We start from the raw sequence: 13677 nt of genomic DNA, 5'->3' as shown, positions 1-13677 counted from the left end.
GTGTCACCGAATTCGGTGACACACCCCGCTTCACGTTTCAGTGGAGCAGCTGATCGATCAGTTCACGGCTTGGTCAGATCAATTCCCGGAACCGACATCGCAACATCGGCGACCGGCGGAGCGATCGGGCCTTTGCCTTTTCGCTTTCCGGATCTCAGGCGCTTCTCCACCTTGGTTGCCAGGAAGGTGAGGGCTGAGTTGAGGGCGATCATGATCGCTGCGACCACGATGAGCGCCGGCAAGAAGTTCCCGTAGAAAGTGCCGAGTTGTTGGGCCTGACGCACCAATTCCACGTACCCGATCAGGTAACCGAGGGCGGAGTCCTTCAGCGCCACGACCATCTGCGAGATCAGCGCCGGGAGCATGGCGGTGACCGCTTGGGGGAGCAGGATCGTCACCATGATCTGTGTCTTGCGCATGCCCAGTGCCTTGGCTGCTTCGCTCTGCCCCCTGGGAAGTGAGTTGATTCCGGCACGGACGATCTCGGCGATCACGGAACCGTTGTACAGAGTCAAGCCGACGACGACTGCGGCGAGTGCGAGGTACTTAGACTTGAAGACTTCGTATTCGGCAAACACCTGATACGAGAAGATCATCAGAATCAGAACTGGTACCGCACGGAACAGCTCGACGATGACGCCGCAAATCTTTCGAATGATGTTGTGATCGGAGAGTCGACCGATACCCAGGGCGGAACCGAGGATCAGTGCGAAGACGATGGACATCGCGGCCGCAATCAGCGTCCCACGGATGCCGGGTAGCAGATACGTTGTCCACGAGGTGGATTCGAGGAACGGATCCCACTTCGCTGCGGTCAGCTGGCCTTTTTCGTCGAGCGCGCGGTAGATGACGTACCCGATTGCCACCATCAGGGCGGCGACAACCAGTGACGCGAATCGGTAGAGAGTTCGCGCTCTGGGGCCGGGCGCGTCGTACAGGACTGTTGCGCGGTTGCTCATCGTGAAACCTCGAATCGCTTGCTCAGCTTGCCGAAGATCAAGCCCATGGGAAGTGTCAGGATCACGAAACCGACAGCGAAGATTCCACCGACGACGAAGATCGCGGCTTCATTTTCGATCATCTTCTTCATCAGCGCTGACGCTTCGGATACGCCGATCACCGCGGCGATGGTCGAGTTCTTGGTCAGTGCGATGAGCACGCTACCCAGAGGTGCTGTTACCGCGCGAAATGCCTGGGGTAGAACGATCAAGCGAAGATTCTGTGCAAACGACAGGCCGAGTGATCGGCCGGCCTCAGCCTGGCCCACCGGAACGGTATTGATTCCTGATCGAAGTGACTCACAGACGAATGCGGCTGTGTAAACACTGAGGCCGAGTACGGCGAGTCGGAAGTTGTTGTCTGTCAGGAACGTCGGCGAGTCCGACTTGGCGAGGTTGACTCCGAGCGTCTGCGACAGTCCGAACAGACAGAACAGCAGAATCAGCGTCAAGGGGGTGTTGCGGAACACGGTCACATACGCGGTGCCCAGGAATCTGGCGACCGGGACCGGTGACACGCGCATGGCCGCGACGATGACACCGATGATGACGGCGCCGATCGCGGAGAAGAACGTCAGCTGGATCGTGGTCCAGAAGGCTTCCAGAATCTGGTCGCCGTACTTGCTCAGTAGGTTCACTTGCCGTCTCCCCAGATCACGGGATCTCCGTTGGTGGCGTCAGGCGCTGCGGCTCCCGAAGTGGGGAGCCGCAGCGAGATTGACGGTGAAAAAAGCAGGTCAGTAACGATCAACGGTGGGTGGTGCCGGGATGGGGTAGCCGGAAGCGCCAACGGTGTTGTTGAAGGCTTCTTCCCAAGCGCCGGTGGAGATCATCTTCTCGATGGCGTCGTTGATCTTGCCGCGACCTTCGGAATCGTCCTTGGCCAGGCCGACGCCGTACTTCTCGGTCGTGAACGGCTCTCCGACGACCTTCAGCTCGCCCGGGTACTGGGCCGCGTAGCCGGCGAGGATGATGTCATCGGTGGTGACAGCGTCGACTGCGCCGTTACGCAGAGCCTCGACACACGCGGAGTAGGTGTCGAGAGGCTGGAGCTGGACGTCCTTGGCGTAGTTGTCCTGGATGTTCTGGGCCGGAGTCGAACCCGACACCGAGCAGAGCTTCTTGCCTCCGGTGAGGGAATCGGGTCCGGTGATATCGGTGTTGTCGGAGCGAACGAGAAGTGACTGGCCGGCGATGAAGTACGGGCCGGCGAAGCTGACCTTCTCCTTGCGCGTGTCGGTGATCGAGTAGGTCGCGACGATGTAGTCGACCTCGCCGTTCTGGATCAACGTCTCACGCTGGGCTGACGGCGATTCCTTGAAGGTGATGCCTTCCGGCTTCACACCGAGTTCGTTGGCGATGTACCGGGCTACCTCGACGTCGAAGCCGGAGAACGTACCGTCGGGATTACGCTGGCCGAGGCCCGGCTGATCGAACTTGATGCCGACGGTGAGGGTGCCGTCGGAAGCACCCTCGGTGATCGACTTGTTCTCCTCGCCGCCGCCACAGGCTGTGGCAGCGAACGCAATGGCCATGATTCCGATTCCGAAACGGACGGAACGATTGATCTTCATGGAGATCCTCTCAGTTGTGACGACATTCGAATGTGTCGACATTCGAACTGTGAAGTCGAGACGGGTGTCTTGTGGACGTCGGTGCAGGACTTGATCAGTGCGTGAGGATCTTTCCGAGGAAGTCCTTGGCCCGATCCGACTTGGGGTGGGTGAAGAACTCTGTCGGGTTGGTGTCTTCGACGATCTGGCCGTCAGCCATGAACAGCACCCGATCGCCGGCTTTACGTGCGAAGCCCATCTCGTGGGTCACGACGAGCATGGTCATGCCCTCTTTTGCGAGGGAAGTCATGACGTCGAGGACTTCGTTCACCATCTCGGGGTCGAGAGCGGAGGTGGGCTCGTCGAACAGCATCACTTTCGGTTGCATCGCGAGAGCGCGAGCAATGGCGACACGCTGCTGCTGACCGCCGGAAAGCTGTGCGGGGTACTTGTCGGCCTGATTGGCAATTCCGACACGCTCGAGCAACTGAAGAGCGGTCTTCTTTGCGTCCTCTTTCTTGGCTTTGCGGACTTTCATCGGTGCGAGCATGACGTTCTCGAGGATCGTCTTGTGGGCAAAGAGGTTGAAGGACTGGAACACCATGCCCACGTCGGCGCGGAGAGCTGCGAGGGCTTTGCCTTCCTCGGGAAGGGTCTTACCGTCGACTGCGATGGTGCCTGAATCGATGGGTTCGAGCCGGTTGATGGTCCGGCACAGCGTCGACTTACCGGAACCGGACGGACCCAGGACGATCACAACTTGGCCCTGGGGCACTTCGAGATTGATCTCTTGGAGCACATGAAGATCCCCGAAATGCTTGTTTACCGAAGTCATCGAGATCATGGATGTGGAATCGCCGGAGGTGGTCGGCGTCTGCGCATCGTCGGCGTGGGTCATAACCGAGAACCTTAGGCGTAGTTTCCGTCTGTGCCCCGCATTTCGTCAGGGTTCTGCGTAACGGTAGTGAAAATTTTACGCCGCTGACGTTTATATGGTGCTTTGTCGGTTTACCTGGGCGTTATTACACGTCGTAGTGGACGTGAGCTACGCTGAAGCGTGTCACTGATCGACGAAAAGACCCCCACCGTGCCTTCGGCTACCACCGCCACGGCTTCGGCAGCGCCTCCCGCCCGCACCTACGAAGTGCGGACTCACGGCTGCCAGATGAACGTCCACGATTCCGAGCGTCTGTCGGGACTTCTCGAAGATGCGGGTTATCGCAAGGTGGAGTCCGGCGTCGATCCCGATCTTGTGGTTTTCAACACCTGTGCCGTCCGCGAGAATGCCGACAACAAACTGTACGGAACACTCGGTATGTTGGCGCAGAACAAGAAGGCCAAGCCAGACATGCAGATTGCTGTCGGTGGATGCCTTGCGCAGAAAGACCGTGAGACTGTCGTCAAGCGGGCTCCGATCGTCGACGTGGTCTTCGGAACGCACAATATCGGTTCGCTGCCTGCACTACTCGACCGCGCGCGCCACAATCAGCGGGCCGAGGTCGAAATCCTCGACGCGCTGGAGGCGTTTCCGTCGACGCTGCCTGCGAAGCGTGAATCTGCCTATGCCGGTTGGGTTTCCATTTCAGTTGGCTGCAACAATACCTGCACGTTCTGTATCGTTCCCGCCTTGCGCGGCAAGGAAGTCGATCGCCGTCCGGGCGACATCCTGGCCGAGGTGCAGGCGCTGGTGAACGAAGGCGTGTCCGAGGTGACCCTGCTCGGTCAGAATGTCAACGCTTACGGCGTGTCCTTTGCCGATCCCGAGCAACCGCGCGACCGCGGGGCTTTTGCGTCCCTGCTGAAGGCCTGCGGAAACATCGAAGGGCTCGAGCGTGTCCGGTTCACGTCGCCGCACCCCGCGGAATTCACCGACGACGTCATCGAGGCTATGGCGACCACTGCCAACGTGTGCCCGCAGTTGCACATGCCGTTGCAGTCCGGTTCCGACAAAGTTCTCAAGGCGATGAAGCGTTCCTACCGCAAGTCCAAGTATCTCGGAATCATCGAGAAGGTGCGGGCCGCCATGCCGCACGCTGCGATCACTACGGACATCATCGTGGGATTCCCTGGCGAAACCGAAGAGGACTTCCAGGAAACCCTCGATGTCGTACGCAAGGCACGGTTCTCGAATGCGTACACGTTCCAATACTCCATTCGCCCCGGCACTCCGGCAGCAGAGATGGAAGACCAGATCCCCAAGGACGTGGTCCAGGAACGCTACGTGAGACTTCTGGCGGTGCAGGAAGAAGTCAACATCGAAGAAAACCGCAAACTCGTGGGCACCGAAGTGGAGCTCCTTGTTGCTGCCGGTGAAGGCCGTAAGAATGCGGCCACGCACCGAATGAGCGGTCGCGCCCGTGACGGCCGGTTGGTGCATTTCCGGCCCGAAGGCAATGTGGAGTCCTCGATTCGCCCCGGTGACGTCGTGACCGTAGTCATCACGCACGGCGCGCCGCACCACCTCGTTGCCGACGACGGCGTGCTCACTCATCGGCGCACGCGCGCCGGAGATTCTTTCGACCAGGGGATCACGCCCAAGACCGCGCCGATCGGCGTCGGTCTCGGACTGCCGAAGATCGGTGCCCCAGCCCCACAACCCGTTCAGATGGGATGCAATTCATGAGTTCAGCACACGACAACAGGACGTCGCCTTCCGGCGACGACGCTTCCTTCGAGGAATACCGTTCCGATCTCGACGCCGTCGAGCGAAAGATTGCCGGCGAAATCGATCCGGGTGTTCGGGCGATGGTTGTTGCGATAGCCGTTCTGGTGCTCGTCGGAACGCTTGCGCTTCCGCACGCCGGGGTCGCCAACGGCTGGGACGTCTTGGCGTTCAACCAGGACGCGGTTTCCGAGCGCATCGCGCTGTTCTCGCGCCTGTATGTGTGGTTTGTTGTGATCTTCGGCATCGGATTCTCGATGCTTGCCTTGGTTACGCGTCGGTGGTCGGTGGCCTGGATCGCGCTGGCCGGTAGTGCCGTTGCAAGTGCACTCGGCATGATGGCAATTTGGTCGCGTCAGACAATTCCCGAAGCGTTCCACGTAGCCGGACCGTCGATCGGACTGGTCATCGGCTGGTTCACGGTCATGTTCCTGACGTTCCACTGGCTCAAGGTCGTCTGGGCGCGCACGACAATCCAGTTGGCTGCCGAGGAACAGCGACGGATCGCTGCCGCGGAAGCAGAGCAAAACCAGCAGTGGAACGCCGGCTGACCCCGCGGCGCGGGGCCAGCCGACGGTAACCCCGCTCAGTCGTTGACTGCGCCTTCGGCTGCGTCTGCCCACTCTTGCCACTGCTTGGCCTGAGCGCGCGCCTTTTCCGCATCCTTGGTCTTGCCGGCAGCTTCGGCCTTGGCGGCCTGCTCCTCGAACTGCGTGACCCGTTCCTTGAACTGGGCTACGCGGGCGAGGGCCTCCGGGTCGGTACGACGCCACTGCGCGTCGACGGCGTCACGGACCTTGCTTTCCAGAGCCCGAAGCTTCGCCTCGAGATCCTGCATGCGATCGCGCGGAACCTTGCCGATGGCATCCCACTTCTCCTGCAAGTCGCGCAGTGACGCACGCGCGCTGTCGAGGCCGTGCTCGGGATCGATGTTGGCGTGCGAGGCCAGGAGGGCTTCCTTGGCTTTCGCGTTCTCCTCGAACTCTGCGTCACGTTCTGCAGCTGCGGCATTACGCGCTGCAAAGAAGACGTCCTGCGCGGTCTTGAACCGTTCCCACAGTGTGTCGTCGGCCTCGCGAGGTGCGCGACCTGCGGCTTTCCACTCGGTGAGAAGGTCGCGGAATTGGCCTGCCGTCGGTCCCCACTCAGTGGACGTCGACAGCTTTTCGGCGCGCTCGACCAGTTCTTCCTTGGTGGAGCGCGCGCTGGCCCGGTCTCGGTCCAGTTCTGCGAAGTGGGCGCCACGTCGACGATTGAAGGATTCGCGGGCTTTGGAGTACCGCTTCCACAGCGCGTCGTCGACCTTACGATCGATACCGCGAATGGTCTTCCACTCGTCGAGGATTTCGCGCAGGCGATCACCTGCGGTCTTCCACTGGGTGGATTGGGTGCCGATCTGTTCTGCCTCGGCAGCAAGGGCTTCCTTGCGTGCAGTGTTGGTCGCCCGCGACTGCTCCTTCTCCTCCTTGGCGTGAGCTGCAGCTTCGTCGGAACCGGCGATAATGTGGTCGAGGCGTGTGGAAAGCGCGTCGAGATCGCCGATCACTGCTGCGGTGGGAAGCGTTTCCAGGAGCGCAACAGCTGCGGCCTTGGTCTTCTTCGCATCACCGGCACCGGAGGTCAGACGCGCCTCGAGTAGGGTGACTTCGGTTGCGAGGTCGTCGTAGCGCCGACCGAAGTGGGCCAGGCCCTCGGCCGCATCACCGGCCTGCCACGATCCGATCTGGCGTTCACCGTCAGCGGTCTTCACCCATGCGGTGCCGTCTTCCTCGACGCGGCCGAACTTGCTCGGGTCGCTTGCCGGGGTAGTCGGTACTGCCGGACGGCTGGCAGCCGGTCCTGGCCGTGGCGCGCCTGGTCGCGGTCCACCTGGTTTCGGAGCGCCGGGTTTCGGCGTCGACGCACTCGGCTTGGCGGCACCGGGGGTTGGTGTGCCGGGTGCCGAGCTGGTGTCTGTTCCGGTGGTGGGTTCGCTGTTCTCGGTCATCGGTCCTCGTCTCTGCCGCGCGTCACGGCTGCCTGATCGCATTTCTGGTTCCACGTATCTCTGGTTTATTGAACCCGGTACTCACGTTCTACGACTATTGAATCAGGTAACGGGGTGTCAGGTTGCCACCTCGGGTTGGACTAGCGTGGCATCTGTGTTCACAGCTGCCGCACTGGTCCCGTCGCCCCCACTTCTTGTTCCCCAATTATCGGGCGACTCGGCTCCGGCCGACGAGGTCCGAGCGGAGACACTCCGGGTAGTTCGGGAATTGGCAGCCACTGCTCCGCGATGGATCGCGTTGGGCGCCGACACCGAGAAAGTCCTGGAAATCGCCGGAACCGTGGGTGTGGGCCAGGGCGAGGTCGGAACCTTTGCCGGTTTCGGAGCTGATGTTCGCACCCAACTCGACGGTAATGCTCGGGGACCGGTCAATCCGGAGCTGCCATTGGCTGTCTTGGTTGCCGGTTGGCTCCGCGAGCAGAGCGGGCGGGATGTGTCTGTCGACGTGCATCTGATTTCAACTACCGCGTCGGTGGACGAATGCCGCGCACTCGGCGCGAAGCTGCGTGAAATCCTGGACGCCGGAGACGAGCCGGTCGGCCTACTGATTCTCGCGGATGGAGCGTCGACTCTGAGTCCCAAGGCGCCCGGCAGCTTCGACGAGCGGGCCGCGCCGGTCCAGGCGGTGATCGACGATGCGCTGGAGGTGGGGGATCGGGCGGCTCTTCTGGAGCTGAATCCTGCGCTGTGCGAGGAGATCGGTGCGTCGGGCCGCGCTGTCTGGCAGGTGTTGGCGTCGGTGTTCACCGAGCAACCCGACGCTGTAGTGCACTACAGCGGTGCACCGCTGGGCGTCGGTTATCACGTCGGGATGTGGCGTCCGTGAGCGTCAACGGCGATTGGCGACCCATTGCCGTGGTCGGCCCGACGGCTGCGGGTAAGTCCGATCTTGCGCTCGATCTGGCGCAGGAGTTCGGCGGCGAGATCATCAACATCGACGCGATGCAGCTCTACCGCGGCATGGACATCGGAACCGCAAAACTTCCAGTCGGTGAACGCCGCGGGATTCCGCATCACCTGCTCGACGTGCTCGATGTCACCGAGACGGCCACCGTGGCGCGGTATCAACACGACGCCATCACCATCGTGGAGCGGTTGATGGCGGAGAGAAAAGTGCCCGTCATCGTCGGTGGATCCATGATGTACGTGCAATCGCTCCTGGACGAGTGGGCCTTCCCGGCCACCGACCCCGTGGTGCGTGCGCGGTGGGAAGCTGTGCTTGCAGACGAGGGAATCGCGGCGGTGCATGCCGCGCTGGTGGCGGCGGATCCCGTTGCGGCTGCGTCGATACTTCCGACCGACGGCCGCCGCATGGTGCGTGCGCTCGAGGTTGTGGAGTTGACCGGGCAGCCATTTGCGGCGTCAGCTCCCCAGATCGGTGAACCTCGTTGGGGTACAAGGATCTTGGGGGTCGATCGGGATACGGAACAGTTGGATGCGCGTATTCGGCTGCGGACGGAGTTGATGTTCGACGCCGGATTGGTCGGTGAGGTCGAGGCGTTGATCGAACAGGGTCTCCGCGACGGCGTGACCGCGCCGCGAGCGATCGGCTATGCGCAGGTACTGGCTCATCTCGACGGTGAATACGACCTTGCGGAGGCACTCGAGCGCACCTTCATCGGGACTCGTCGATACGTTCGGCGTCAGCGGTCGTGGTTCCGTCGCGATACGCGGGTCCAGTGGCTCGACGGCGGCGCTGACAGTTTGCTGGACGCCGCGCGTGAGGCTGTGGCGGGAGTAGCGCAGTAGTTGTGCGGCCCCGTGTGTAACGCTTCCCCGAATTCAGCTATCTTACAGTTATGGCTATCGGGTGCGGTGGCCAGCTGACGAAGGGTGAAGAGAACATGGTGCAGACCGCGGTGCACGCTCGAACGCCCCGCAAGCGCAAGACGACTCTGCCCCTGATTCTTCTCCTGGTCGTGTTACTGGCAGCGGGTGGAATCCTTGTCTACGTGGCTGTCAGTGCTGCGGGAAAACCGATCAGCGCACCATTGCCCGATGCTCCATTCGAGGTCGGAACAGCGCCGGACCCCGGAACTGTCTGGGCTCCCGTACCGACCGATCTGCCGCCCAACACGCTCGCGATCCCGGATCTCGACGTGCGAGCCGACATCGTGACCAGTGGTCTGGGCGCCAATCGCGGCATGATCCTTCCGCATCCCGACAAGGTCTCGCACTTCCTGAACGACGTGCAATTCGGTGAGCCCGACGGCACCAATCTTGTCGCCGGGCACGTCGACGACGGTGACCGCACCCACGGCGCGCTCTGGCCGTTGCACCAGATCAAACCGGGAACGCCGATCTACGCCACCGACGACGCCGGCACTATGTACACGTACACCGCCGCGAGTCTGAAGCTCTACGAGAAGGTGGCCTTGCCGACCGAGTTCTTCGAGGACACCGGAGCACCGAGACTCGTGCTGGTTACCTGCGGCGGCCCGACGGTTCCCGATCCGTCGATGCCCTCCGGTTTCACGTACGAGCACAACCTGGTGGTCACTGCCTCACCGGCGTAAGGGTCCGGGTGGTCCGGATAGGATGGCGCCCATGGATTTCAGCAAGGGCCACGGCACTCAGAACGACTTTGTCGTGCTTCCCGATCTCGATGTCGCGATCGATCTCGAGCCGGCGCGCGTCGCGGCGCTCTGTGACCGTCGTCAGGGATTGGGTGCCGACGGAATCCTGCGTGTCGCGCGCGCCGGTGCGCTTGCCGACGCCGGCGTCCTGAGCGAGATTCCGGCAGGAATTGTCGCTGACGACTGGTTCATGGACTACCGCAACGGCGACGGCTCGATCGCCGAGATGTGCGGAAACGGTGTTCGGGTGTTTGCGCATTACCTGACGGCATCCGGTCTCGAGAACCGTCGCGAGTTCGTCGTCGGCAGCCGGGCTGGTGCAAGGCCGGTGGTGGTTCACTCGACAGGCGCCACCGCGGGTGACGTCACGGTAGGTATGGGAACAGTCACCGAGTTGGGAACCAGTAGCGCCAGCATCGAGGGCCGGGCATTCACCGGTCTGGGAATCGATGTCGGCAATCCGCACCTGGCCTGCGTCGAGAAAGATCTCCGCGCCGAGCAGTTGGCTGCGCTGGATCTGTCTATCGCACCGGCATTCGATCCGGCATTCTTCCCGCACGGCGTGAACGTGGAATTCGTGACGCCAATCGAAGACGGCAGTGTCGGCATGCGCGTGTACGAGCGGGGTGTGGGCGAGACACGTTCGTGTGGAACCGGGACTGTCGCGGCAGCGGCAGCGGCGCTGCGCCACGACGGTCGCAGTGACGGCACTGTCGCCGTCCGAGTTCTCGGCGGCGAGGTTCAGGTCGCGATCGAGCAGGGTGTCGCTGAGCTTCGCGGACCGTCGGTTCTGCTCGCAGTAGGATCGATCAGCGACGACTGGTGGCGATCACTCGGATGAGCTGCGTATGCCGTACGCGAAAAGCGGATGCGCCGCTGTGAGGTTTCGTGGGAACATGGATCTTGTATGACGAAATCACATGACAATCAAGAATCCACTGCAGACGAGTCTGCAGAATCGTTTGCTGCCGACTCTTCAACTGCAGACTCTGGCGAGGGGTCTGATTACACAGGCTCCGGCGAGGGGTCCGATTACACAGACTCCGGCGAGGAGTCCGATTACTCAGCGTCTTCCGGTTCCGGAACGCCGTCGGTTGGCGAGATGCAGCTTTCCGAGCGTGGCGCATTGCGCCGCGTTGCGGGACTGTCTACCGAGCTGGAAGACGTCACCGAGGTCGAGTACCGCCAGCTGCGCCTCGAGCGTGTTGTCCTGGTGGGCGTCTGGACTCAGGGGACAGCGGAGCAGGCAGCGTCCAGTATGGCCGAGTTGGCTGCGCTGGCAGACACGGCCGGTTCCGAGGTTCTCGACAGCCTCGTTCAGCGCCGCGACAAACCCGACACGGCTACGTACATCGGTTCCGGCAAGTCCCAGGAACTGCGTGAGATGGTGCTCTCGACGGGCGCCGACACCGTGGTGTGCGACGGTGAATTGACACCTGCGCAGCTCACTGCGCTGGAGAAGATCGTCAAGGTCAAGGTCATCGACCGTACGGCCCTGATTCTCGATATATTTGCTCAGCACGCCACGTCCCGCGAAGGCAAAGCTCAGGTCGCTTTCGCACAGATGGAGTACATGCTTCCTCGCCTGCGTGGTTGGGGCGAGTCGATGTCGCGCCAGGCCGGTGGTCGCGCCGGCAGCAACGGCGGTGTGGGTCTGCGTGGTCCTGGTGAGACCAAGATCGAAACCGATCGCCGACGCATTCGTGAGCGCATGGCAAAACTGCGGCGCGAGATCAAGGCCATGAAGGCGGCCCGTGACACCAAGCGGACGCGTCGACTGCGCAGCGACATTCCAGCCGTTGCCATCGTCGGCTACACCAATGCCGGCAAGTCGAGCTTGCTCAATTCGCTTACCGGGGCAGGCGTATTGGTGGAAAACGCACTGTTCGCCACGCTGGATCCGACTACCCGCCGGGCGTCGCTCGAAGACGGCCGCGAGTACGTCCTGACGGACACCGTTGGTTTTGTTCGGCATCTTCCCACCCAGTTGATCGAGGCATTCCGTTCGACTCTGGAAGAGGTTGCCGACGCGGATCTGCTGATGCACGTTGTCGACGGTTCCGACGCGTTGCCCACCGAACAGATCAAAGCCGTCCGCGAAGTGATCACGGACGTTCTGCGCGAAACCAATTCGCCGGCGCCGCCGGAGTTGATCGTGGTGAACAAGATCGACGCCGCAGATCCGGTCACGCTCACGCAGTTGCGTGCATTGCTGCCCGGCGCTGTGTTCGTCTCGGCCAAGACGGGCGAGGGAATTGCGGAACTGCGGGCACACCTTGCCGAGGTTCTGGTGCGCCCCGACGTGGAGGTCGACGTACTGGTTCCGTATCACCGCGGCGATCTGATGGCGAAGATCCATTCCGACGGAACAATTCTGGACTCAGCTCACGAAGAGTCCGGCACTCGAGTTCACGCCCGAGTTCCCCAGATATTGGCGTCGGCTTTGGTCGAGTACGCACCGAGTGCGTAGTTCACTCGGTGTAACCGCCGCGTGCACCGTGCTGGTGGTGCTCCTGTCCGGAAGTGCTGGAGCACAAGCGAATACACCCGTTCCAGAGGCGGGTGTATTCGAACCGCTCTGCACACCAACCGATCCCGGACTCGAGGAACTGTCCGGCATGGTCGCCGTCGGCGACCGTTTCTATGCCGTCGGCGACAGTGGGAACGACGAAGTAGTCCTGAAGCTGGACGCCGATTGTGTTGTGCACAACCGGATTCCCGTGCCGATCGATCCGTACGACATCGAGGATCTGGCGTATTACGACGGTTCACTGATTCTCGCGGACATCGGCGACAATCTCCGTACCCGCGAAACCGTCGCGTTCATCACGCTAGACCTCGAGTCGGGCAGCGGCTCGTTGCATCGCGCAACCTACCCCGATGGACCACACGACGCCGAAACCGTGCTTGTCGATCGCAGTGGTCGCGTATTTGTCGTGACGAAGGAGCTTTTCGGGACGAGCAGCATCTACACACCCGCACAGGGGCAGGCCATCTCCGCGCTGGCCGAACCCGGGCCGACACCCCTGACACGAGTCGGAACACTCGCCACCGGGGATGGATCGAGCGCCTCGATGTTCACGGGCGGCGCTGTATCCGGCGACGGTTCGATGGTTGCCCTGAGGAATTATTCGGACGTCTATCTCTACCGGGTCGGCGGCGAAGGAATCGGCGCCGCACTCACCGAGGGGCAGCCGCTACGCATTCCGACGCCGTATCAGCCTCAGGGCGAGTCGGTCACCTTCACGGATGCCGGTGATCTTGTGATCGGTTCCGAGTCGAGGGGCGGTGAGCTCCCGCCGCTGTACGTGTTGCGGGGCGCTGCCGCGACACTGGCGTCGCAGGACGGTGGCGCGTACGTGGCCGACATCTCTGCCGGAGACCACGTGGGCGAAGAGCCGAGTAACGCAGCGGCGTGGGGCATTGTCGGCGGTGTTGTTGTTGTTGTTGTGCTTCTCGTGGGCGTTGGTTTGTTCGTTCGTATTCGCAAGCGCAGATAGATAATCGTAGACAGACAACACAAAGCCGGACACTCGCATGAGCGTCCGGCTTTGGGTGACGGCGATTCAGGCGTCGAGATCGGCAGCAACCAACTCGGCAACCTTCTCGAGAGCGTCGATGTCGTCGGATTCGATGGTGACTTCGGCGCCCTTGGCGGCGCCGAGCGTCATGATCATCAGCGCCGAGCCGGCGTCGACGGGTTCTTCGCCGGCAACGGCAAGAGTCACGGTGGCTCCGGAGGCTCCCACGGCTTCGGCGATGAGGGCAGCAGGGCGGGCGTGGAGGCCGACTGCGGAACCTACGGCAACTGTCTTACTTGGCATGAGAACTCCTCAGGGTG

Annotated in this window: 14 protein-coding genes; 8 read left to right on the top strand and 6 right to left on the bottom strand. The window is 62.1% G+C overall.

What is annotated here, in order from left to right:
• Window positions 1–62 precede the first annotated feature (62 nt).
• The 4 genes from ACFRFQ_RS19815 to gluA form a co-directional block, all read right to left on the bottom strand.
• Complete coding sequence (locus ACFRFQ_RS19815) at window positions 63–959, bottom strand: amino acid ABC transporter permease (protein WP_378661143.1); 897 nt, start codon at window positions 957–959, stop codon at window positions 63–65.
• The gene (locus ACFRFQ_RS19810; protein ID WP_378661140.1) at window positions 956–1636 is read right to left on the bottom strand and encodes an amino acid ABC transporter permease; all 681 of its coding nucleotides are present in this window, start codon (window positions 1634–1636) and stop codon (window positions 956–958) included. Before ACFRFQ_RS19810 ends, ACFRFQ_RS19815 begins: the two co-directional genes overlap by 4 nt.
• A 99-nt stretch (window positions 1637–1735) precedes the next feature.
• Window positions 1736–2572, bottom strand: a complete 837-nt coding sequence (locus ACFRFQ_RS19805; protein WP_378661138.1) for a glutamate ABC transporter substrate-binding protein — start codon at window positions 2570–2572, stop codon at window positions 1736–1738.
• Between the two features lie 94 nt (window positions 2573–2666).
• A complete protein-coding gene (gene gluA, locus ACFRFQ_RS19800) occupies window positions 2667–3395 on the bottom strand; it encodes a glutamate ABC transporter ATP-binding protein GluA (protein WP_378661587.1) in 729 nt (242 codons plus the stop codon).
• Between the two features lie 243 nt (window positions 3396–3638).
• Between gluA and miaB the strand changes: the two genes are divergently transcribed.
• The gene (gene miaB, locus ACFRFQ_RS19795; protein WP_378661135.1) at window positions 3639–5174 is read left to right on the top strand and encodes a tRNA (N6-isopentenyl adenosine(37)-C2)-methylthiotransferase MiaB; all 1536 of its coding nucleotides are present in this window, start codon (window positions 3639–3641) and stop codon (window positions 5172–5174) included.
• Window positions 5171–5764 carry a hypothetical protein gene (locus ACFRFQ_RS19790; RefSeq protein WP_138868157.1) on the top strand — a complete coding sequence of 198 codons (594 nt, stop codon included), beginning with the start codon at window positions 5171–5173 and terminating at the stop codon, window positions 5762–5764. The genes miaB and ACFRFQ_RS19790 overlap by 4 nt, the downstream gene beginning before the upstream one ends.
• Window positions 5765–5799: 35 nt before the next feature.
• Here the strand turns inward: ACFRFQ_RS19790 and ACFRFQ_RS19785 are convergent, their stop codons facing one another.
• On the bottom strand, window positions 5800–7200 hold the full coding sequence (locus ACFRFQ_RS19785) for a DUF349 domain-containing protein (protein WP_378661133.1): 1401 nt from the start codon (window positions 7198–7200) through the stop codon (window positions 5800–5802).
• Window positions 7201–7354: 154 nt separating this feature from the next.
• On the opposite strand from ACFRFQ_RS19785, the gene ACFRFQ_RS19780 reads away from it, so the two are divergent.
• The 6 genes from ACFRFQ_RS19780 to ACFRFQ_RS19755 all read left to right on the top strand — a co-directional run bounded on the left by ACFRFQ_RS19780 (window position 7355) and on the right by ACFRFQ_RS19755 (window position 13336).
• Window positions 7355–8086, top strand: coding sequence for a class III extradiol dioxygenase subunit B-like domain-containing protein (locus ACFRFQ_RS19780; protein ID WP_378661131.1), 732 nt, complete (start codon window positions 7355–7357; stop codon window positions 8084–8086).
• Window positions 8083–9009 (top strand): tRNA (adenosine(37)-N6)-dimethylallyltransferase MiaA, encoded by a 927-nt coding sequence (gene miaA, locus ACFRFQ_RS19775; protein WP_378661128.1) that lies wholly within the window; start codon window positions 8083–8085, stop codon window positions 9007–9009. Before ACFRFQ_RS19780 ends, miaA begins: the two co-directional genes overlap by 4 nt.
• A 50-nt stretch (window positions 9010–9059) precedes the next feature.
• Window positions 9060–9776: a class F sortase gene (locus ACFRFQ_RS19770; protein ID WP_378661125.1), complete on the top strand. Its 717-nt coding sequence runs from the start codon at window positions 9060–9062 to the stop codon at window positions 9774–9776.
• A 31-nt stretch (window positions 9777–9807) separates the two neighbouring features.
• On the top strand, window positions 9808–10677 hold the full coding sequence (gene dapF, locus ACFRFQ_RS19765; RefSeq protein ID WP_378661123.1) for a diaminopimelate epimerase: 870 nt from the start codon (window positions 9808–9810) through the stop codon (window positions 10675–10677).
• A 66-nt stretch (window positions 10678–10743) separates the two neighbouring features.
• Window positions 10744–12306: a GTPase HflX gene (gene hflX / locus ACFRFQ_RS19760; protein WP_378661120.1), complete on the top strand. Its 1563-nt coding sequence runs from the start codon at window positions 10744–10746 to the stop codon at window positions 12304–12306.
• Window positions 12299–13336, top strand: coding sequence for a hypothetical protein (locus ACFRFQ_RS19755; protein WP_378661117.1), 1038 nt, complete (start codon window positions 12299–12301; stop codon window positions 13334–13336). The genes hflX and ACFRFQ_RS19755 overlap by 8 nt, the downstream gene beginning before the upstream one ends.
• A 66-nt stretch (window positions 13337–13402) precedes the next feature.
• On the opposite strand, the gene ACFRFQ_RS19750 is transcribed toward ACFRFQ_RS19755, so the two are convergent.
• Entirely contained in the window at window positions 13403–13660 is a 258-nt protein-coding gene (locus ACFRFQ_RS19750) for an HPr family phosphocarrier protein (protein WP_033234824.1), read from the bottom strand.
• Window positions 13661–13677: the final 17 nt, after the last annotated feature.

Source organism: Rhodococcus sp. NPDC056743 (genome assembly GCF_042790355.1).
GTDB lineage: Bacteria > Actinomycetota > Actinomycetes > Mycobacteriales > Mycobacteriaceae > Rhodococcus_F.
This window is presented reverse-complemented; position numbering and strand designations above follow the sequence as displayed.

Coding starts and splice junctions, on each gene's coding strand:
- ACFRFQ_RS19790 (WP_138868157.1), top strand. CDS start 5,171: ATGAGTTCAGCACACGACAACAGGACGTCGCCTTCCGGCGACGACGCT.
- ACFRFQ_RS19770 (WP_378661125.1), top strand. CDS start 9,060: ATGGCTATCGGGTGCGGTGGCCAGCTGACGAAGGGTGAAGAGAACATG.
- ACFRFQ_RS19750 (WP_033234824.1), bottom strand. CDS start 13,660: ATGCCAAGTAAGACAGTTGCCGTAGGTTCCGCAGTCGGCCTCCACGCC.
- ACFRFQ_RS19785 (WP_378661133.1), bottom strand. CDS start 7,200: ATGACCGAGAACAGCGAACCCACCACCGGAACAGACACCAGCTCGGCA.
- gluA (WP_378661587.1), bottom strand. CDS start 3,395: ATGATCTCGATGACTTCGGTAAACAAGCATTTCGGGGATCTTCATGTG.
- ACFRFQ_RS19805 (WP_378661138.1), bottom strand. CDS start 2,572: ATGAAGATCAATCGTTCCGTCCGTTTCGGAATCGGAATCATGGCCATT.
- dapF (WP_378661123.1), top strand. CDS start 9,808: ATGGATTTCAGCAAGGGCCACGGCACTCAGAACGACTTTGTCGTGCTT.
- ACFRFQ_RS19815 (WP_378661143.1), bottom strand. CDS start 959: ATGAGCAACCGCGCAACAGTCCTGTACGACGCGCCCGGCCCCAGAGCG.
- hflX (WP_378661120.1), top strand. CDS start 10,744: ATGACGAAATCACATGACAATCAAGAATCCACTGCAGACGAGTCTGCA.